Raw genomic sequence first — 18,140 nt, forward strand, 5'->3', positions numbered from 1 at the left:
CCAAAGTAGTAGGTTTCACCCCTTGCGCAGGGCGGCGTGCTGCGGGTTGAAGGTCAGCACGGCGAGGCCGGCGAAGAGCAGCGTCAGGCCCAGGCAGACGCCCGTGGCGAGCAGGTTGAAGCGCTCGTACAGCGCAAAGCGCACCAGCTCCACCGCATGGCTGAACGGGTTCAGCGCGCACAGCCAGTAGAGCCACTGGCTGGCTTCGCGCATCTTCCACAACGGGTAGAGCGCGGAGGAGAGGAAGAACAGCGGGAAGATGACGAAATTCATCACCCCGGCGAAGTTCTCCAGCTGGCGAATACCGTTGGATAGCAGCAGCCCTAGCGCCCCCAGCAACAGGGCGGCCAGCAGCAACGCCGGCAGCGCCGCCACCAGCCCCATAGCCGGTGGTTGCACCCCATACAGCCAGGCAATCAGCAGGAAGGCGTAGACCTGCAGCAGCGACACCAGCGCAGTCGCCAGCAGCTTGCTGGCCAGCAGGAAGGCGCGTGGCAGCGGGCTGGTCAGCAGCACGCGCATGCTGCCCATCTCGCGGTCGTAGACCATCGACAGCGAACCCTGCATGCCGTTGAACAGCAGGATCATGCAGCACAGCCCCGGCACGATGTAGGTCTCGTAGGTGACGTAGGTGTCGTACGGCTCGATGATCGAGATGCCCAGCGCGGCGCGGAAACCGGCAGCGAACACCAGCAGCCAGAGCAGAGGACGCACCAGCGCGCTGAGGAAGCGCGAGCGTTGCAGAACGAAGCGCAACCATTCGCGCACGACGATGCCGCGCAGGCATTGCCAATAGGCGGCAGGGCCGAAGCGGAGGCTTTCCACGGCACTCATGCGCAGGCCTCCAGACGGGTCAGACGCTCGAAGGTGCGCTCCAGGTTGCCGGCATCGGGTGCGCAGATGTCCCACGCTTCGCCTCGGGCGACCAGGCGGCCTCGATCCAGCACCAGCAGCGCGTCTTCGCTGCGCACCTCGTCCAGCAGATGGGTAGTCCAGAGCACCGCCAGGCCGTCCTCGCGGCACAGCCGGCGTGCGTGTTCGTTGAGCGCCTGGCGCGCCGCCGGGTCGAGGCCGACGCTGGCTTCGTCGAGCAGCAGGAGGCGAGGGCGATGCAGCAGCGCACGGGCGATCTCCACCCGGCGTCGGTGACCACCGTTGAGCGCGCGGACCTTGTCGTGGCGGCGTTCCAGTAACTGCTGGCGGGCCAGCTCGGCATCAATCCGTTCGTTCGCCACGCTGCGCGGCAGGCCGTGCAGGGCTGCGTGGTAGCGCAGGTTCTGCTCCACGCTCAGGTCCAGGTCCAGGGTGCTCTGCTGGAACACCACGCCCAGTTCGCGCAGTGCCAGGCGCGGCTGGCGGCGCAGGCTGCAGCCGAGCACGTCGATCTCGCCCTGCTGCAGGTCGTAGAGGCGGGTGAGCAGGGCGACCAGGGTTGACTTGCCGGCGCCGTTGGGCCCCAGCAAGGCGGTGAAGCGCCCGACAGGCAGCTCGAACGCGAGGCCGTCGAGGGCACGGCGCGGGCCGTAGGAGAAACCGAGGTCGCGGACCGCCAGCGCATTCATGCTGAGTGCGTTCATGGTGGGCGCGTTCATGGCGTCACCACCACACCCCACGGATAACGGCCCACCTTGATCGACTTGGTGACCTTTCGCGAGTCGACGTCGATCACCGAGACGTCGCCACTGACACCGTTGGTGGCCAGCAGGGTCTTCTCGTCCGGGGTAAAGGCCAGGTGCCAGACGCGGCGGCCCACCAGCAGGTAGTCGAGCACCTCGAACGTCTTCGCATCCACCACCGCGACATGGTTGGCCGGGCCGAGGGCGACGAAGGCCAGCTTGCCGTCGGCGGTCAGCTGCACGCCAACCGGCTGCACCTTGTCCGGGTGTACGCCCTGGATGGCGAAACGCAGGGTCTTGAGAATCTTGCGGCTGGCGGTATCGACCACGCTGACGGTGCCGCCGATCTCCGCCGAGACCCAGACCTGCGAGCCGTCATGGGTGAACTCGGCATGGCGCGGGCGCTGGTCCACCAGGGTGCTGTCCACCAGTTTCTGGGTCGAAGTGTCGATCCAGTGCAGCATGTTGGTGGTCTCGCTGGTGTTCACCGCCCATTTGCCGTCCGGGCTCACCGCCATGCCCTCGGGTTCGACGCCGACGTCGATCTGCCCGAGCACCTGGGCGGTGTGGGTGTCGACCACGGTGACCAGCGCATCGTCCTCGTTGGAGACGTAAAGCCAGCGGTCATTGGGGTGCAGGGCGAACTGCTCGGGGTCGGCGCCCGAAGGCAGTTGCTTGACGATCTTGCGGGTGGCGAGGTCGATCACCTGCACGGTGTCCGAGTCACTGGCGCAGACGTACAGCAGCTTGTTGTCGTGGGACAGCGCCAGGCCGCGCGGGCGCTTGCCGGTGTCGATGCTGCCGGTGACGGTCAGCGTGTCCAGGTCGATGACGCTGAGGTTGTTGTCCTTCTCGTTGGAGACGTAAGCGGTGGCCGCGAAGGCCGTGGGTACGAGGCCGAGCGCGAGGCTCAGGCAGGAGAGGGCAAGCAGGCGGGGCATGGCGGATTCCTCAAGGTGATTCTTGTTATGGCTTTGCGTCGGCGAGGTGGCACTGGCTTTCCGGTGCGTCGAGGCCGAGGCTGTCGAGTTCGCTGGTGGGGTGCAGGAAACCTTCCTGCGGCGAGGTGCTGACCAGAGCGCGCGGCTGTACCAGGGGGATCGGCTGGCGCAGCTGGCCGTCCCAGGGGCGGAAGCCGAGCTTGTAGCCCTTGAATCCGTCCAGCGGCAGGTCGGGGGACAGCGACAGCGTGCGGATCGTCATGGGGTCGGTGTTGCGCAAGCGGGTGACGGCGCTGGCGATGCTGCGCACGGCGATCCAGGCGGCGAAGTCGCGGTCGTTCATCCAGCGTCCGGCGTGTTCTTCGAAGCGCTTCTGCAATTGCGCGGCGCCGTAGGTTTCCACGGTCTTGTGCCAACCGGTGGCAACCAGCCCCTGGGTGCCGGCCACGGGGCGTGGCAGCCAGGTGTTGTAGGGCACGTACTCGCCGAAATCGCCGTGTTCGTCGGCCACCAGCACGGCGTCGTAGTCCTCGCTGGATTGGGTGAACAGTGCCATGTCGGCCTGGGCGCTGCGGCGCTGGTCGTTGTCGAAGGTGAAGGGTTTTTCTTCGACTATCTTCGCGCCGAAGCGCTTGGCCGAGCGCCGCAAGGCGGCAGCGTAGGCGGCGTCCTCGGGACGCTGGCCAACGATCAGCAGCCAGCGCGTCCACTTGCGCAGCACCAGGAACTGGGTGAGGGCGTCGGTGAGCATGAGTCGGCTGGGCAGGGTGTGCAGCACGTTTACCGGGCACTGGCTGGCGCGCAGCTCGTCATCGGCGGCGCCGGCGTTGAACAGCAGGCTGTCCGGCAGGGCGGCAGCCAGTTGGCGCAGGGAATCGGCCGGGGCGTTGACCACGAACAGGCGCAGGCCGGCATCGTGCAGGCGCCTGGCTTCGGCCAGCAGCTTTTCAGGGGGGTCGGTGCTGGCGACCTCCAGGCTGTAGTGGTGCTTTAGGAAGCGCCCGGTACTGTTGCTGTCGGTGATCGCCAGCTCTGCGCCGCGCAGGCCGGCGTCGGTGGGCTCGGGGATGACGTTGGACAGCAGCGGGCCGGGATCGGGCGTGTAGCCCAGGTAGCCGATGCGGATATCCAGCGCGGGGGCATCCTCCGCACGCGCGTCGATGCTGAAGACAGCGGCGCAGGCAACCGCGAGCAGATAGGCCACGCCGTGCAGGACGAACTGGCGCATGGAGCGACTCCTTTTCCGGGTCGACAAGTTCTTGTGCGGCCAGCATAGGAAGCGCCAGGGGTGCGGCAAATATGCAGAAAGTACCGGTTGGGGCAGTACCAAGGTAGTAGGTTGCGCGCCGCCCCCACGGCCTAGGATGGCGCTACAAGAACCAGAAGAGGAGCGTCGCCATGCGTATCGCCGTCACTCTCGTCCTGCCGATCCTGCTGATGCTCAGCCTGTTCGGCTTCGATTTCCTCTATACCCGTAACGGCTATCTGCCGGCAGCGGAACTGCGGGCACCCGTGGCGCCGGTCGGGTGTATCTCGACCTGTCGCAGCGTTCCGTAGATGTCGGCGCTGTGGCGAATCAACCTGCTGGTCGGGGTGTTCTTCGGCCTGCTAGCTGCCGTGTGCCTGGTCGTTCTGCTGCACCAGGGCAACGACGACGTACGCCGCGAGATGGACGCCGCCCGGGGCGTGCTCGACTACCTGCGCGAAGCGGCGCAACGCGACCCCGCCAGCCTCGATCCGGACCTCACCTCCGGACTGCGCCATGTACGCGTGCACTGGCTGGACACTGCTGCGCCCGCGCCGCACTCGGGGCTGGACGATTGGCTGGTGACGCGCCTGTACCCGGACCTGCCGGCGCCAACCCTGCTGACCCTGGCGGATGGCCGGCGCGTGCAGTTGAGCCTCGATCCGCGCGATGAAATCGACGAGGTGCGCGATTCGCTGGTGCAGCTGTTGGTGCTGTTCGGCGTTGCGCTGCTGGCCAGCCTGCTGGCGATCCGCTGGGCGGTGCGCGGTGGCTTGCGGGTAGTGGAGCAACTGCATGGCGCGCTGGGGAATGTCTCCCGCGGTCAGTTCCAGGTGCGTCTGCCGGATCACTCGCTACCCGAGGCGCAACGCCTGGCCAGCGGTTTCAACGGTATGGCGGCGGCGCTGGAGCATGCCTGCGTGGAGAACGCCGAGCTGACCCGTGCGCTGCTCGCGGTGCAGGAGCGCGAACGCCTGCAACTCGCCCAGGCGCTGCACGACGACATCGGTCAATACCTTGCCGGAATTCGTGCGCAGGTGTTCCTGCTGCGTAGCCTGGAGCGCCAGGACGGTATCGGCGTCGTCACGCTCGACCGCCTGGAGCAGCATTGCCAGGGACTCAACGAAAGCTTCCGCGCGCTGGTGCGCGATCTCTACCCGGTGGTGCTGGAGCGGGTCAGCCTGGAAGAGGCGCTGCGCCTGCACATCGAACAATGGCAAGCCAGCCAGGGCGTGGCCTGCCGGCTTCGTCTGGACGAGCTGCCCGCCCTGCCTGCCATTGCCAAGGCCCACCTGTATCGCCTGTTGCAGGAGGCACTGACCAACGTGGCCCGTCACGCGGGCGCTCGCCATGTGCGTGTGGTTCTGCGGCGACGCGAGGGGCGGTTGTTCCTCTGGGTGCGTGACGACGGCCGGGGCTGTCAGGGGCTGCCGCGCGCGGGAATCGGCATGCGCTCCATGCGCGAACGCGCACGTTGCTTGGGAGGCGAGCTGCACCTGCGCCGCCGTCCGGGCGGCGGTCTGGCGTTGCGCTTGTGGATGCCGCTGACGGAAAGCGTGATGGAAGGAGAGAGGATGTGAAGATTCTGCTGGTGGACGACCATTTCGTCGTCCGCGATGGCATTGCCACGCTGTTGCGTGGCCTGTTCCCCGAGGTCGAGGTGATCGAGGCCGCCGATGGCGAAGCCGCACTGGAGGCAGTGCAGCGCAGCGTCCCCAGTCTGGTGATCCTGGATATCGGCCTGCCCGGTATCAGTGGCCTGGAAGTCACCCGCCGGCTGCGCCAGCGCTTGCCGCAACTGCGGGTGTTGTTCTTCAGCATGCACGACGAACTGCCCCTGGTACGCCAGGCGCTGGACGCCGGTGCGTCGGGCTACATCACCAAGGGGGCGTCACCGGCGGTGCTGGTGGAGGCGGTCAGGCGCATCCTGGCCGGCCATGCCTACATCGAGCAGCCGCTGGCCACTCAGCTGGCGCGGCAGCCCCAGGGTGCCGATGGCCAGGACCCACGGCTGCAGGGCATGACCCAGCGCGAATTCGAGATATTCGTGATGCTCGCCCGTGGCCTGCCGGTGCGCCAGGTGGCGGAGCACCTGTGCATCAGCGCAAAGACCGTGTCGAACCACGTCACTCTGCTCAAGCAGAAGCTGCAGGTGGTGTCCCACGCCGAGCTGGTGCACCTGGCCATCGACACTGGCGTGCTGAGGCTCGGTGGCGAGGCGCTGGCCGGCTAGCGTCAGCGCTTGTAGAGGATCACCGCCGCGCGCAGCTTGCTGCGGCCGAAGCGGCTCATCTGCTCGAACTCCCCATGGCTCACCGGGATGTGCTGGCAGTCCAGCGGCTCGCGGTGCTGGCTGTGGTCGACATCGGGATCGTGCAGGTAGACGAAGTCCTCGTCGCAATCGGTGACGGTCACCCAGTGCGGCGCCTTGGAGCGGGTCAGGCGGTAGCTGCTGATCAGCACCATTGGCTGACCGCCAGCCTCCAGTGCGCTGTCAATGTCCAACTGGCTGAGCAGCAGTTGTTCGACGTCGCTGCGAGCCAGTTCGGCGGCGAAGTCCTCGTGGACCAGGCGCATGACTTCGCGCTTTTCCTCGCTGCGCACGCCATCGAGGAACAACGGGCCATCCTCCGACAACTGCAATTGCACGCGGAATCCCCGGCGGTGTGCCGCCAGCGCCAGCCCCTGGGGGCTGCACCCTCCGTGGCCGGCGGTCATGTAGATGGTGGTCGCCTCGCGCCACAGGCGCAGTTCCTCGCGACGCTCCAGGTGGCGCTCGGGCTCCAGTGCGCCCATGGCCATCAGTAGCGCCGAGGGGCCGCAGGTGAACTCGGTGGTCTGCCGGTAGTAGGGCACATGGCGGTGGGTGCGCTCGTTGATGTGACGGATTCGCTTCTCGAAGCGCAGGGCCTCGCTATGGTCTTCGTAGTAGTCGCGCACCGTGGCGAACGGGCGGTAGCCATTACGTTCGTAGAGGGCGATAGCTCCGCGATTGTCCGGGCGCACTTCCAGGCGCAGGTAGGCGCAGTCGTTCTGCAGCGCTTCGGCCTCGGCCTGATCCAGCAGCTTCTGGCCCAGGCCGATGCCGCGGGCGCGTTCGTCCACGGCGATGGAGTACAGGCGTGCCAGCGATGTTCCCTGGTGGAACAGCACCAACGCGTAGCCCAGCAACTGACCGTCGGATTCGGCGACAGTCAGGCTGGCGTGGGCGCGGGTGATCATCCACTGGAAGTTGCGGCGGGACAGGCGGTCATGTTCGAAACAGCGGTTTTCCATGTCGACCAGGGCTTGCAGGTCGTCGGCGGTGGCAGCGCGGAACTGGAGTTTCATAGAGTAAGCATTCGTTAATCTGCGGGGCGCACCTTGTCCGGTGCTGGCTGCGAACGGGCATTGCGTCTTGCGGTCGAAGCTCAACCAGTATTGTCCCAGGGGCAGGGCGCGGCAAGCGCGCCAGCCAGCTTCGGAGGTGTCGTGAGCAAGCTGTTCATCATCGTGGAACGCAAGGAAGACTGGGCTTCGTACTACCCCAGCGAAGACGTGGTCACCGCCCAGGAGTACCTGGAGATGCCCATCGACGACGACAATGGCAAGCGCGTGCAGGTGATCAACCTGTGCCGCAACTACAAGTACCTGGGCCACGGCTATTACTGCTCGCTGCTGGCCGAAGCGCGCGGGCACAAGGTGATCCCGTCGGTGCGCAGCATCAGCGAGTTGGCGAAGAAGTCGCTCTACAGCCTGGCGCTGGAGGACCTGGAGAAGACCCTCGACAAGGCGCTGGCCGATCATCCCTATGGCAGCACCGATGGTTTCACCCTGACGCTGTACTTCGGCCGCACCGATATCGAACCGTTGCAGGACCTGGCGCGCCAGCTGTTCGAAGCCTTGCCGTGCCCGATGCTGCTGGTGGAGTTCCGCAAGAACCGGGGCTGGCACATCGAAGGGGTGAAACCGGGCAACATCCACAAGCTGCGCGAGGACCAGGAGGACCAGTTCGCCGCCGCGCTGGAGGGATTCAGCCGGCAGATCTGGCGCAAGCCGCGTTCACGCAAGCAGTACCGCTATGACCTGGCGATCCTGCACGACCCGGAAGAAGCCTTCCCGCCGTCTGACCGCAAGGCGCTGAAGAACTTCATCCGCATCGGCCGCAGCCTCGGCATAGACGTCGAGCTGATCGAAAAGAAGGACTACTCGCGCCTGGCCGAGTACGACGCACTGCTGATCCGCGAGACCACCAGCGTCAGTGACCACACCTACCGCTTCGCCAAGAAGGCCGAGAGCGAGGGCATGGTGGTGATGGACGACCCGGTGTCGATCCTGCGCTGCACCAACAAGGTCTACCTCGCCGACCTGCTGCGCAGCCACAAGCTGGGCATGCCGGCCACCGAGATCCTCTACAAGGACAACCCGGCGGAGCTGGAGAAGGTCGGCGAGCGCCTGGGTTTCCCGCTGGTGCTGAAGATTCCCGACGGCAGTTTCTCCCGCGGGGTGATCAAGGTGGGCAACCAGGAGGAGTTGCTCAAGGCCAGCGCGGAGCTGTTCGAGCGCTCGGTGCTGCTGCTCGCCCAGGAGTTCTTCTATACCGAATACGACTGGCGGATCGGCGTCTTGAACCAGAAACCCATATTCGCTTGCCAGTACTTCATGTCCAAGGGGCACTGGCAGATCTACGACCACAGCCCGGACGCCCAGGAAGTGAGCGGCGATTTCCGCACGATGGCCGTCCACGAGGCGCCGCGCAAGGTCGTGGAACTGGCGGTGAAAACCGCCAACCTGATCGGCGACGGGCTCTACGGCGTGGATCTGAAGCAGGCGGGGGACCGGGTGGTGGTCATCGAGGTGAACGACAACCCGAACATCGATTGCGGGGTGGAGGACGTCTACCTGGGAGACGACCTTTACAAGCTGGTGCTCGAGGAGTTCGTTCGGCGTCTGGAAGTCAAGCGGCGCGGTCGCGGGTGGTGAGATCGATTCGGTATTGACCTTATAGGAAAACGGTCGATGTGCGGCGTCAAGATATTGCTAGCGTTACAAATTGGAGCGCCAACCAACTGTTTTTTAAAGTTTTTCAAAATAATGGCGCCAAGGAAGGGAGCATGCTCGAGGCAGCCGCGAATACTCGTCGCCTGCTGGTTGTCGATCCGTGCGACGACTGCCGCAGGTTATTACCCGGATTACGGGCAGCAGGGTGGGAGGTAGACAGTTGCGAGCTGGACGGTGCCAGCAATCGCGGCTGTGACGTCGGCCTGCTGCGCTTGCAACCCCGGCATCTCGAACGCCGGGAGTCCGTCAAGGAACTCATCAGCCGCAGCGGCACGGAGTGGATAGCCGTGCTCAGCCCGGACGTATTGCCTCTCAATGAGGTGGGCGATTTCGTCAGCGAGTGGTTCTTCGATTTCCATACCTTGCCCTTCGATGTAGCGCGGGTGCAGGTCACCCTCGGTCGGGCGTTCGGCATGGCGCGTCTGCGCGGGCGTGGCAGCGTGCACAGTGACGATCATCAGCATGAGTTGCTCGGCGAGAGCCGCGATGTGCGTGAACTACGCAAGTTGCTGGCGAAGTTCGCGCCGACCGAGTCGCCCGTGCTGATCCGCGGCGAGAGCGGCACCGGCAAGGAACTGGTGGCGCGTACCCTGCACCGCCAGTCGCGGCGGGCGGTCCGGCCCTTCGTGGCGATCAACTGTGGGGCAATGCCCGAGGCGCTCATCCAGTCCGAGCTGTTCGGCCACGAGAAGGGCGCGTTCACCGGGGCGCACCAGCGCAAGATCGGCCGCTTCGAACAGGCCAACGGCGGCACGCTGTTCCTCGACGAGGTGGGTGACCTGCCGTTGGAGTTGCAGGCTAACCTGCTGCGCGTCTTGCAGGAGAAGCAGATCGAACGCGTCGGCGGCAGCCAGCCGATCGATGTCGATGTGCGGGTGCTGGCGGCGACCCACGTCGACCTGGAGCAGGCAATGCGCGCGGGGCTGTTCCGTGAGGACCTTTACTACCGGCTCAACGTCCTGCAGGTATCCACTTCGCCGTTGCGTGAGCGCAATGGCGACCTGGCGCTGCTGGCCAATCACTTCGCGCACCTTTATAGCGTCGAGACCGGCCGCCGCCCGCGGCGCTTCTCGGACGATGCCTTGGCGGCCATGGCCGAGCACAGCTGGCCGGGCAACGTGCGCGAACTGGCCAACCGGGTGCGGCGTGGCCTGGTGTTGGCCGAGGGACGGCAGATCGAGTCCCGCGACCTGGGTCTGGAGCGGGAGAAGGGCCGCTCGGCGCACCTGCCGCTGGTGACCCTGGAAGAATACAAGCTCGGTGCCGAGCGCCAGGCCATGTGCGATGCGCTGGCCCGGCACGGCGATAACCTCAGTGTGGCGGCGCGGATGCTGGGTATCTCGCGGCCGACCTTCTATCGCTTGTTGCACAAGCATCAGTTGCGCTAGGGCGGGGAAACCGGTCGGGGCGGGAACGGACGTGGAGCCGTTACCCGCCGCGATGCGGTGCAACCGCAGGCGATCACGTGGTTTCACCCTGCCACCAGGCGGTGCCCGCAATCGTGCGTCGGGTGCGCTCCTGCGGGTGCAATCCGCTGCCGGGTTGTAGGGCGAATAACCCGGAACGGGTTATCCGCCAGCCCCCTGCGGCGGATAACGCTGGCGCGTTATGCGCCCTACGGATGCCGCGCCGGGGCGAGTCGTAGGATGGGTGGAGCCTAGGCGATACCCATGTTGTCGCGGCAAGGAATCGATGGGTATCGCTGCGCTCCACCCATCCTACGAAAGCGGCTCAGGCGTGAAGGTGGTTTTCCAACAACCCTACGGCGTCGCGCCAGCGCAGCCACAGGTTGCCTTGCCAATCCATGACCGGAAGTGATTCGCCCAGCAGCTGTTGCATGCGCCGGCGTGGCAGGCGCGTGTCGAGGTTGCAGCGGTCGCGCAGGGCGGGCACCACTTCGTTGCTCAGCCACTGGCGCAGGCTGCGGTTTTCCGGGTGGTAGCAGTAGACCAGCAGCAGGGCGTACAGACCGCTTTCGCTGACCAGCAGCTCGGGCTCAGGCTTGCCGGCGAGTCGCTCGTGACGAAGCTGGTCGCTGTCCAGGCGGGTCAGGAAGGGCGCGCCGATCTTGTAGCTGAGCAGCTTGCCCAAATCGCTGGCGACAAACCACGCCTGCTGCTCGATCAGCAGGGCGCGCAATGGGCGGTTGTAACGAATGAAAGGGGTCGGGATCAGGCCGTCGTCGGCCGGGGCGATCGAAAGGTTCATGCTGGAGCTCCTTGTACGTTCAAGAAGCCGCCGCCCGAAACTGGCGAAAAGTGGGAGGCGGACCGTGCAAGGGTGGAAAACCGGTTGAACCTAACCAAACCCGGCCGGACCGAAGTCCGCCTCACACGGTCCGCCATAGGCAGCAAAGCGACCCGGCATCGAGGTGATGCCGGATTGCTCCCGCTATTGCATTGGTTAGGTCAATACAGGTTTCCACACCTGGCCACGATGACGCTGTGGCAGGGCGAAACGCTAAGCAGGAGGCTCGTAGGACCGCAACGCCGGCGCAGTGTAGGGGCGTTCCCAAGCGTGCAGCAGCCGAAGCGCGTACCTGGCGCGGTGGCTTGCGGGAACTGAGAGCTTGTCGGGAGATTCCGCGCGAAAACCCTTGCGCCGGTGTCCGGCTGTAGGATGGTGTGGAGCGCAGCGATACCCATCGCTCTCCTGCACAGGCAGCATGGGTATCGCCGTGCTCCACCCATCCTACGGCGATCCGGCTAATCCGCCCCACGAGCTGACACCGGGCTGGACCTGCAGGTGCACGCCACACGCGATCCTCGGTCATGACCCGAGCCGGCAGAGACGCGGCGCTGGAGAATGCCAAAGGCCCCGAAAAGGGGCCTTTGCGTTTGGACTGCCGAGCCGTCAGAAGTAATACGGGAATTTCACGCTGAAGCTGAAATCCGGCGCATCCGGCGAGATGCCGATGGACAGGTTCGGCACGATGGTCAGGTTGGGGCTCCACGCGTAGGTCAGACCCCAGTTGAAGTACGCCGCGTTGGCGTCGCTGCCGGTGACGGTGGTCCAGTCGCCGCCGTCGGCCTTGATCTTGCTCTTCTTGGCGATCAGGTCGGAGAAGGAGAACGACATGCTGGTCTTCTCGTTGAGGGCGAAGGCCACGCCCGCACCGATCTGGAACCAGTCGCCGAGATCGACCTTGCCTTTCTGCTTCACGCCCTGGGTGGGGCTGATGTCGTCGAAGGATTCCTCGAAGTTGTAGGTGTAGGAGAGGCTGCCGAACAGCACAGCCGGGTCGACGGTCTTGACCAGCGAGATGCCGGGGGTGACCGACCATACGCCGTTGCCGGTAGGCAGGGACTCGGGCACGTTGAGGTTGTCGTTGTCCGAGGCGCGCTTGAGCTTGATGCCGTAGGGTTCCTTGCCGGTGGGCGCCTTGACCCGCAGGCTGACCACCGCGTCGGGGCGCGACTCGGTTTCGTCCATGAACTTGTAGGCGATGCCGACGTTGACATCGCCCAGTGTCGGGTCGCGGGTGACCTTCTCGTCGGTGGACTGCGCCGTGGAGTTGCCGGCGCCGGCCGATTCGAAGGTGCTTTCGCGGTAGACCACGGGGGCGTTTATGTCGAACTGCCAGCGGTTGTTCCAGTTGTAGCGGCCGGTGAGGTCCAGGGTCCAGTTGTCGGCGTTGATGTTGTCCACGCCGATGTTGCCCAGGAAGATCGTGTCCAACGCCAGGAAGCCATTGAGGATCAGCTGCTTGGTGTCGTAGTGGGTGTAGGTAATGCCCGTCTCGAAACTGAACGCGCCATTGCCGAAGAAGCCGCTGGCCTCGTCGTAGAGGTTCTCCACGCTCTTGGGTGGGCTGGCGTCATCCTTGAGCGACTCGCCGTAGGAGCTGCCGCTGGAGGCAACGGTGTTGCCGGTTCCGGGCGGTGTCGGCTTGCCGGTGGAGGTGACCAGGCGCTTGGGCTGGGCGGGCGTGGCCGGAGCTTCCTCGACCTGCCTGACCCGTTGCTCGAGCACCATCAGGGCCTTCTGCTGGGCCTCGTAGCGCTGCTTGAGCTCAAGCAGCTCCTGTTTCAACGTCTCCACCTCGGCTTCCGTCGCCGCAGCGGCGAAGGTCGAGGGGAGTAATGCGGATACACAGATTGCAGTTCCTAGCGATAGCGATCGGTGCATGGCGCGCTGTCCTTCTTATAGGTTGGACCTCACAGTCGCACTGGAGCGTAGATCACATACCCATAGTGCGAAGCCCTTTGAGTTGGTCGAGATTGCAGTCGAGCGCTCCAGACGACGGAAGGTTGTTTTTCAGCACCACGCTGAGCTGTGCCAGGTTATTGACGGCATTATTCCCACCCACCATCTGCGCGGCCTGGAGCAGCCCGCCGGCAGCCAGTTGCTGCATGGCGGCACCCTGGCCGTTGGCATTGATGGCTAGCTGGATGCTGCCATTGCCCGGCGTGACGCTGACGTCACCGGCGCCGTTGCTGGCGGTAATCGGAGTGCTGTTCAGCGGTGTGCCCTGCTGGGCCACGGCGGGCGGCGGCTGGTCGGCCTCCTTCACGTCGATGCTGACGGTGTTGGCGGCCGTGTTGTAGTCGCCTGCTGCGCGAACGCTCTGAGTGACACCCTGGGACTGGCTGAGGCCCGCTCCGCCGGTGACCGTGCCGGTACCCGCCGCGGGCGGAGCCGGGTTGCCGGTGGCCGGTTCATCGATAGTGGTCACGTAGAACTGCGGTTTGATGGTCGACTCCTGGACCTGCATGCTGACCCTGGCGCCGATGTTGTCGCCCACGGCGTTCTTCCAGGTGCTGCTCATGACAATGCCGAAGCTGATGACCCGGCCAGGCATCACGTACTTGCCGCGAAGTTGGGCCAGCTCCTGATCCTTCAGCTCGATCGGCTTGAAGACGCTTTCTGCCTGGACCGGCAGGCAGGCCACTATGCAGGTGGCGGCAAGCAATGGGATCACTTTCATTGGGGTTCTCCCCGGAAGGATTCCTGCCTTCCGTTCTTGTGCGGTCTTAGAGGAAGTCGCTCTGGATAAAACCGAATTCCATGAGCTCCGCATCCTTGACCGGGCTGAACGCATTGATTCGGTCCCTGGCCGTCAGTGGATCGGGCGGGTTCATCAGGGCATTGGCCTGTTCGTAGCCCGGACCGATGACGGCGAAGATGATGCCGTTCCAGCCTTTGAGAAAATCTTCCTGGGTAAAGCGCTTGTGGCCCAGCACCGGGTCGCCGATATAGACGTAGCCCTTGTAGGCACGCTGCATCACGACGAAGTGTTTGTAGCCACGGATATCCATCAGCACTATCACCGGGATCGTCAGCTTCTCCAGAGACGCCGGCGGGATTCGGTACCCGCGTGCGCGCATGCCGATGCCTTCGAGGTACGTCTTCATGTCGAGCATCGAAAAGCCCTGCGTGCGCACCAGGTCCGGGTCGGCCCGGACCAGCATCCCCTTGATCACGAATTCCTCGTCCACGTCCAGCGCGTAGGCCTGGCGGAGGATCGTTGCCAGCGCGGCGGCGCCGCAGCTGAAATCGGTCTTCTGCTGGACCAGATTGCTGAACTTGCGCTCACGGATGCTCTCGACTGGCTTGTAGGCCACCGCCCCACCGGGAAGAACGGCGAAGGGGAGCTGCGCGGCCTGTGCCGTGAGCGAGAGAAGGGCGAGCAAAAGCAGGGCGGACGTACGCATGATCGTGACGCCTTGGGGTGGCTCAGGAGAAGGAGGCTCCGTTGCCGGAGCCTCCAGGTGCTACGCCGTTTCGCTTACAGGCAGGATTTGCAGCCTGCGGCGATGGACAGCGAGTTGCTCTGCTGGTTGCCTACACCAGCCGCAACGTTCGCGCCGAGGTTGCCCGACACATTGTTGAGCGAGTTGTTGATGGAGGCATCGTTGCGCACCGGGTCTTTCCAGCCGGTGGGGATCAGCACCTGATAGGTGGCCTGGCCTCTGAGATCAACAGTGCCAGCTTCGACGAAGAACAGCGGATCCTTGTCGGTTTTGCTGCCACCGCTGTTGCGGCTATCGTCATGACCGCCACGGCCCGACTCGTCGACCACGTAGCCTGCACCTGCTCCCTTGTAGGTGCCATGGGCGCTGAAGGTGGACCGCAAGGTTTCCTTCTCGTAAGTCAGGAAGGCTACGTTGCCCACGGTGTTGCCACTGGAGGTCTGGGTGGCGCCACTGTAGGAGTCAGCACTACGACCACCGGACACGGCGGCTGCCATGTCGTTTTTCTGCTGGTTGTAGTTGCCCGACGCGATGTTGATGCCGATGTTCCCGGAGGAGTTGCTGCCGGAGTTGTTCAGCGAAGCCTTGTTGGTGGTGGAGAAGTTCCAGGCCTGGTTGTCCGTGTTGTTCTGGGTCACTTCAGTCGACGCATAGGCGGTACCGAAGATGAACTTCTCATCGGCAGTCGCCAGGGCGGCGGCGTTGGCCTGTTGGTTCATATCGCCGGCGGCGACGTTGACGCCCACGTTCCCGGATGCGTTCCCCAACGATCCGTCGACTGTCGCGGTGTTCTTGGTGCCCATGTTCACCACGGTGTTGTCGCTGCTTTCCTGGGTGTCTTCCACCGTTGCACTGGCGCCTGCCTCGATCCGTGGGTCCTTGTAGGGATCGTACGGGGTCTTGGGTTGATGTTGTTCATGACCGTGGCCATTGTCGTGGCCGTGACCATGCCCGTTGTTGTTACGGTTATCCGCGTGCACTGCTACAGCCATGACCGCTGCAACAGCGAAAACCAGAGGCTTCAGAGCCATTCTTGGTTTCATGGTGTATCTCCTTTGCTTTGTTTGGCGTGTTTAGTGTTATTGGAGTTGGCTTGGGTCAATCCGCGACCCGGATGCTCAGGGTGTTGGCAATGCGATTGCCGACCCCGGCGCTCTGGCTCATCTGCACGACACCCCGGCTGCCGGCAAAGGCCTGGTCGCTGGTAACGACCTGCCGGCTACCCGTGGTGGCGTCCATCGAGCCTGAGTTCACTGGCAGCGCGACGTTCTGCTGGGAAAGCACGCTGTCATCGACGCTCTGCGGAATCGCGCTGACGCTGATCCGCATGGCGTTCACTTGCTGGTTGGCGGCCCCGGCTGCCTGGTTCACGCCCAGGGCTCCGTTGCCGTTGGTGAAAGCGTTGCCGGTGATGCTGGCGGACGCGGCCTGGCTGGGGTCAACGAAGGCGTTGACCGTTTGCCGGAACTGGGTGGTGGCCTGGGCGTTGCTGCCGATGGCAATGGCTCGGCCGTTAGCCTGTTGCTGTGCATCCCCGGCGGCCTGGTTCACGCTGGCGACGCCGCGGTAATTGCGTACGGCGCTGTCGATGCTGGCGTTGTTGACCGTCGAAGGATCAGCAGCCAGGGCCGTGACGCTGCAGAGCAGGAGAGGGAGAGCGAGCAGGCGGGTGTTCATCTCAGCGGTCCCCCGTCAGCATGCGCAGGGGCGAAAGCCCTTGCTGGACGGTGCGGTTCACCGAGTTGGAGATGCCGGCGCCGCCACCGGCCGCACCCGCGCCCATGCTGTTGCCGTTGAGGGTCTGGTTGGCGCCGTTGTCCATGCCGACCAGTTGGCCTCCGGGCAGGATGTGCCGTTGCAGGCTGGAGCCACTGGTGACACCGGCGAAGTCGCTGTCGCTCAGCTCCGCGTTTCCGGTCTGGCGCACGATCTGCTCGGAAATGTTCGGGTTGACGGTGATCGGGTTTGGGTCGGGAATGTCGGTCGGCCGGGTGGCGACGCGTGGCTGCACCTGGCGTTGCAGGACGATGGTGCCGTCGCCGGCTTGTGCAACCGGGCACAGCGGGACGCTGGCCGCGCCGCAAGCGAGCGTGACGAGAATGCCGACTATCCGTGAGTCGATGTTCCCCATGATGGCGGTTCCTTCTTGGTGCGCTGAGCCCTAACCAGCGGTACCAAGGAGGAGCAGTTGCTGTGCCGCTTTTAAACTGTCATTGAGAATCAATGACATGGCGCGAGGCCATGTGAGCCATTGGGGGGCGAGTGTTTCCACGCTGATACAGAACTGCCGTGCCAAAGCGCTTCGCAGGCCCTAGAACGGGGCCTTTATCACGGGTGAAGCGGATTCTGTTTCGTCGGTGATACACAACTTTGGGTGGGGAAGGGCGAGGCCCGATCCGCAGGCCTTTGCGGGGATTCGAGTGTTTCGTAGTGCTAACAGAAACGAAGAATTTGTAGGTTTTTTGGTACTTGAGTACTGCAGTCTTTTCAATGAATTAGGCATTTTGCATGATGGCGCGAACCCGCCCGTATCGCGGTTGTCTGCATCTTCCTGGCGACGGAGGCAGAGTCAATTTTGCTGAAGTGCCAACGCATGCTCTGCTTGCGCTGCGCAGGAGAAATTTTTGTGAATTTCGTAGCGATCTGCAGGCAATGCATTAGCATGCCGACGCCGCTGTGGCGCTTGGGCGCCAGGAGCAGACAGCGGGGAATAACCATTAGAAATGAGCGAGCCAGCGTGCCTCGCGGGGGACAGTAGTATGGATTTGTGGAGCGCCTTTCAGGCCTTCATCCTGGGCGTGGTCGAGGGGCTTACCGAGTTCCTGCCGATCTCCAGCACCGGCCACCAGATCATCGTGGCGGACCTCATCGGCTTTGGCGGCGAGCGGGCCGAAGCCTTCAACATCATCATCCAGCTGGCCGCCATCCTGGCGGTAGTCTGGGAGTTTCGCCGCAAGATTCTCGACATCGTCTTTGGCCTGCCCACCCAGCCTAAGGCACAGCGCTTCACCGTCAACCTGCTGATCGCCTTCTTCCCGGCGGTGGTGCTGGGCGTGGCGTTCGCCGACTACATCCACCACTACCTGTTCAACCCGATCACCGTGGCCGTTGCCCTGGTCGTGGGCGGCGTGATCATGCTCTGGGCGGAGAAGCGCCAGCACGTGATCCACGCCGAAACCGTGGACGACATGACCTGGAAGGAAGCCCTGAAGGTCGGCTGTTGCCAGTGCCTGGCCCTGATCCCGGGCACCTCGCGCTCCGGTGCGACCATCATCGGCGGCCTGCTGTTCGGCCTGTCGCGCAAGGCAGCCACCGAGTTCTCCTTCTTCCTGGCGATGCCCACCATGGTCGGTGCTGCGGTCTACTCCGGCTACAAGTATCGCGATGTCTTTCAGCCTGCGGACTTGCCGGTGTTTGCCGTCGGCTTCGTCACCTCTTTCATCTTCGCGATGATTGCCGTACGCGGCCTGCTCAAGTTCATCGCCAACCACAGCTATGCGGCCTTTGCCTGGTACCGTATCGTGTTCGGCCTGCTGATCCTGGCGACCTGGCAGTTCGCCTTGATCGACTGGAGCAGCGCCAAACCCTGATCCGATTGCGAGTG

The 18,140-nt window shown here is 64.4% G+C and carries 18 protein-coding genes; 6 read left to right on the top strand and 12 right to left on the bottom strand.

Translation table 11 applies throughout. The features are described 5' to 3' along the window. Window positions 1-15: 15 nt before the first annotated feature. From FAS41_RS16025 to FAS41_RS16040, 4 genes are read right to left on the bottom strand one after another with little or no spacing between them, the layout of a single operon-like run. Window positions 16-834 (bottom strand): ABC transporter permease, encoded by an 819-nt coding sequence (locus FAS41_RS16025; protein ID WP_138523918.1) that lies wholly within the window; start codon window positions 832-834, stop codon window positions 16-18. Continuing rightward, complete coding sequence (locus tag FAS41_RS16030) at window positions 831-1,562, bottom strand: ABC transporter ATP-binding protein (protein WP_138523988.1); 732 nt, start codon at window positions 1,560-1,562, stop codon at window positions 831-833. Before FAS41_RS16030 ends, FAS41_RS16025 begins: the two co-directional genes overlap by 4 nt. Window positions 1,563-1,588: 26 nt before the next feature. After that, complete coding sequence (locus FAS41_RS16035) at window positions 1,589-2,557, bottom strand: YVTN family beta-propeller repeat protein (RefSeq protein WP_138523920.1); 969 nt, start codon at window positions 2,555-2,557, stop codon at window positions 1,589-1,591. Window positions 2,558-2,582: 25 nt separating this feature from the next. Continuing rightward, on the bottom strand, window positions 2,583-3,785 hold the full coding sequence (locus FAS41_RS16040) for an ABC transporter substrate-binding protein (protein ID WP_138523922.1): 1,203 nt from the start codon (window positions 3,783-3,785) through the stop codon (window positions 2,583-2,585). 170 nt (window positions 3,786-3,955) lie between these two features. Between FAS41_RS16040 and FAS41_RS30845 the strand changes: the two genes are divergently transcribed. From FAS41_RS30845 to FAS41_RS16050, 3 genes are read left to right on the top strand one after another with little or no spacing between them, the layout of a single operon-like run. Beyond that, on the top strand, window positions 3,956-4,114 hold the full coding sequence (locus FAS41_RS30845) for a hypothetical protein (RefSeq protein WP_171049493.1): 159 nt from the start codon (window positions 3,956-3,958) through the stop codon (window positions 4,112-4,114). After that, a complete protein-coding gene (locus tag FAS41_RS16045) occupies window positions 4,115-5,383 on the top strand; it encodes an ATP-binding protein (protein ID WP_138523924.1) in 1,269 nt (422 codons plus the stop codon). Next, window positions 5,380-6,036 (top strand): response regulator, encoded by a 657-nt coding sequence (locus tag FAS41_RS16050; RefSeq protein WP_138523926.1) that lies wholly within the window; start codon window positions 5,380-5,382, stop codon window positions 6,034-6,036. The genes FAS41_RS16045 and FAS41_RS16050 overlap by 4 nt, the downstream gene beginning before the upstream one ends. A 2-nt stretch (window positions 6,037-6,038) precedes the next feature. Here the strand turns inward: FAS41_RS16050 and FAS41_RS16055 are convergent, their stop codons facing one another. Beyond that, window positions 6,039-7,133 carry a GNAT family N-acetyltransferase/peptidase C39 family protein gene (locus tag FAS41_RS16055; RefSeq protein ID WP_138523928.1) on the bottom strand — a complete coding sequence of 365 codons (1,095 nt, stop codon included), beginning with the start codon at window positions 7,131-7,133 and terminating at the stop codon, window positions 6,039-6,041. A 141-nt stretch (window positions 7,134-7,274) separates the two neighbouring features. Here FAS41_RS16055 and FAS41_RS16060 point away from each other — a divergent pair, with 141 nt between their 5' ends. Together FAS41_RS16060 and FAS41_RS16065 are read left to right on the top strand one after the other, a co-directional pair. Next, window positions 7,275-8,765, top strand: coding sequence for a RimK family protein (locus FAS41_RS16060; RefSeq protein ID WP_138523930.1), 1,491 nt, complete (start codon window positions 7,275-7,277; stop codon window positions 8,763-8,765). Between the two features lie 131 nt (window positions 8,766-8,896). Next, on the top strand, window positions 8,897-10,231 hold the full coding sequence (locus FAS41_RS16065) for a sigma-54 dependent transcriptional regulator (RefSeq protein WP_138523932.1): 1,335 nt from the start codon (window positions 8,897-8,899) through the stop codon (window positions 10,229-10,231). A 343-nt stretch (window positions 10,232-10,574) separates the two neighbouring features. Here the strand turns inward: FAS41_RS16065 and FAS41_RS16070 are convergent, their stop codons facing one another. The 7 genes from FAS41_RS16070 to FAS41_RS16100 form a co-directional block, all read right to left on the bottom strand. Next, window positions 10,575-11,051 (bottom strand): BRO-N domain-containing protein, encoded by a 477-nt coding sequence (locus FAS41_RS16070; RefSeq protein ID WP_138523934.1) that lies wholly within the window; start codon window positions 11,049-11,051, stop codon window positions 10,575-10,577. Between the two features lie 645 nt (window positions 11,052-11,696). After that, on the bottom strand, window positions 11,697-12,971 hold the full coding sequence (locus tag FAS41_RS16075) for a transporter (RefSeq protein WP_138523936.1): 1,275 nt from the start codon (window positions 12,969-12,971) through the stop codon (window positions 11,697-11,699). A gap of 52 nt (window positions 12,972-13,023) precedes the next feature. Beyond that, window positions 13,024-13,770 carry a hypothetical protein gene (locus FAS41_RS16080; RefSeq protein WP_138523938.1) on the bottom strand — a complete coding sequence of 249 codons (747 nt, stop codon included), beginning with the start codon at window positions 13,768-13,770 and terminating at the stop codon, window positions 13,024-13,026. A gap of 46 nt (window positions 13,771-13,816) precedes the next feature. Continuing rightward, window positions 13,817-14,497, bottom strand: a complete 681-nt coding sequence (locus tag FAS41_RS16085) for a C39 family peptidase (RefSeq protein WP_138523940.1) — start codon at window positions 14,495-14,497, stop codon at window positions 13,817-13,819. 74 nt (window positions 14,498-14,571) lie between these two features. Next, window positions 14,572-15,579, bottom strand: coding sequence for a heme utilization protein (locus tag FAS41_RS16090; protein ID WP_138523942.1), 1,008 nt, complete (start codon window positions 15,577-15,579; stop codon window positions 14,572-14,574). Between the two features lie 55 nt (window positions 15,580-15,634). Then, the gene (locus FAS41_RS16095; RefSeq protein WP_138523944.1) at window positions 15,635-16,213 is read right to left on the bottom strand and encodes an adhesin; all 579 of its coding nucleotides are present in this window, start codon (window positions 16,211-16,213) and stop codon (window positions 15,635-15,637) included. 1 nt (window position 16,214) lies between these two features. Next, window positions 16,215-16,667 (bottom strand): hypothetical protein, encoded by a 453-nt coding sequence (locus FAS41_RS16100; protein WP_138523946.1) that lies wholly within the window; start codon window positions 16,665-16,667, stop codon window positions 16,215-16,217. A 628-nt stretch (window positions 16,668-17,295) separates the two neighbouring features. Here FAS41_RS16100 and FAS41_RS16105 point away from each other — a divergent pair. Beyond that, window positions 17,296-18,126 carry an undecaprenyl-diphosphate phosphatase gene (locus tag FAS41_RS16105; RefSeq protein ID WP_138523948.1) on the top strand — a complete coding sequence of 277 codons (831 nt, stop codon included), beginning with the start codon at window positions 17,296-17,298 and terminating at the stop codon, window positions 18,124-18,126. The last annotated feature ends 14 nt before the right edge of the window (window positions 18,127-18,140 follow it).

Source organism: Pseudomonas nicosulfuronedens (genome assembly GCF_005877905.1).
Lineage (GTDB): Bacteria > Pseudomonadota > Gammaproteobacteria > Pseudomonadales > Pseudomonadaceae > Pseudomonas > Pseudomonas nicosulfuronedens.

Coding starts and splice junctions, on each gene's coding strand:
- FAS41_RS16025 (WP_138523918.1), bottom strand. CDS start 834: ATGAGTGCCGTGGAAAGCCTCCGCTTCGGCCCTGCCGCCTATTGGCAA.
- FAS41_RS16030 (WP_138523988.1), bottom strand. CDS start 1,562: ATGAATGCGCTGGCGGTCCGCGACCTCGGTTTCTCCTACGGCCCGCGC.
- FAS41_RS16035 (WP_138523920.1), bottom strand. CDS start 2,557: ATGCCCCGCCTGCTTGCCCTCTCCTGCCTGAGCCTCGCGCTCGGCCTC.
- FAS41_RS16040 (WP_138523922.1), bottom strand. CDS start 3,785: ATGCGCCAGTTCGTCCTGCACGGCGTGGCCTATCTGCTCGCGGTTGCC.
- FAS41_RS30845 (WP_171049493.1), top strand. CDS start 3,956: ATGCGTATCGCCGTCACTCTCGTCCTGCCGATCCTGCTGATGCTCAGC.
- FAS41_RS16045 (WP_138523924.1), top strand. CDS start 4,115: ATGTCGGCGCTGTGGCGAATCAACCTGCTGGTCGGGGTGTTCTTCGGC.
- FAS41_RS16055 (WP_138523928.1), bottom strand. CDS start 7,133: ATGAAACTCCAGTTCCGCGCTGCCACCGCCGACGACCTGCAAGCCCTG.
- FAS41_RS16065 (WP_138523932.1), top strand. CDS start 8,897: ATGCTCGAGGCAGCCGCGAATACTCGTCGCCTGCTGGTTGTCGATCCG.
- FAS41_RS16070 (WP_138523934.1), bottom strand. CDS start 11,051: ATGAACCTTTCGATCGCCCCGGCCGACGACGGCCTGATCCCGACCCCT.
- FAS41_RS16075 (WP_138523936.1), bottom strand. CDS start 12,971: ATGCACCGATCGCTATCGCTAGGAACTGCAATCTGTGTATCCGCATTA.
- FAS41_RS16080 (WP_138523938.1), bottom strand. CDS start 13,770: ATGAAAGTGATCCCATTGCTTGCCGCCACCTGCATAGTGGCCTGCCTG.
- FAS41_RS16085 (WP_138523940.1), bottom strand. CDS start 14,497: ATGCGTACGTCCGCCCTGCTTTTGCTCGCCCTTCTCTCGCTCACGGCA.
- FAS41_RS16090 (WP_138523942.1), bottom strand. CDS start 15,579: ATGAAACCAAGAATGGCTCTGAAGCCTCTGGTTTTCGCTGTTGCAGCG.
- FAS41_RS16095 (WP_138523944.1), bottom strand. CDS start 16,213: ATGAACACCCGCCTGCTCGCTCTCCCTCTCCTGCTCTGCAGCGTCACG.
- FAS41_RS16100 (WP_138523946.1), bottom strand. CDS start 16,667: ATGGGGAACATCGACTCACGGATAGTCGGCATTCTCGTCACGCTCGCT.
- FAS41_RS16105 (WP_138523948.1), top strand. CDS start 17,296: ATGGATTTGTGGAGCGCCTTTCAGGCCTTCATCCTGGGCGTGGTCGAG.